The sequence below is a fragment of the Paenilisteria newyorkensis genome (assembly GCF_000766145.1).
In the GTDB taxonomy this organism is placed as follows: Bacteria; Bacillota; Bacilli; order Lactobacillales; family Listeriaceae; genus Listeria_A; species Listeria_A newyorkensis.
On sequence record NZ_JNFB01000041.1, the window covers coordinates 1 to 568 of the forward strand.

At 37.5% G+C, this 568-nt stretch carries 1 pseudogene; it reads right to left on the reverse strand.

The features are described 5' to 3' along the window. Window positions 1-568 (reverse strand): annotated as a pseudogene (locus tag EP58_RS14260) (Tn3 family transposase); the annotation flags it as partial.

A 568-nucleotide genomic window follows, 5' to 3' on the forward strand; every position in this document is an offset into this window, starting at 1 on the left:
AGCTCACCATTGCTATCTTCTTTAATGACCAAGTCATACCATTTCTTAGGGATAATTTCTGGGCCAAGTGGAATATCCTCAGAAGGAGAAAAGGTAATTTGTTTGGATGTATGATATTGTCGCAGTAAGTCAATCGCTTGAATGACGGGTTGATACCGGTGGTTATTGGATTTGAATTGAAGCGTTTGCAATATATTCGTCACAGCGGAACGATAGGAACTACTATAGGAATTCCGTATACGCCAGTGTACTTTCTCTTGATAAATGGAGTTTTTATATTTTAATTCTTTGACAATATCCCCTACTATTTCTGGAGATGCGACGGAAAAGAGTGTGTCTTTGATAATCCCATTGGGATTTTGGAGCGCGCTCTCCAATAAATGAACCAAGATTTTATTCTTACCAAATACTTTCTTTACTTCTAGTATTAATTCCATTTTCACTTTCTTCTCCGCACGACCATCGATTTTATGGATGAGTGTAATGAGTAACTCTACAAGGCTATCATGCAATTCCCTTATTTTTAGCCAGAAAAAAGCACTCAGTAACGTGTAGCGAATAGGATCAT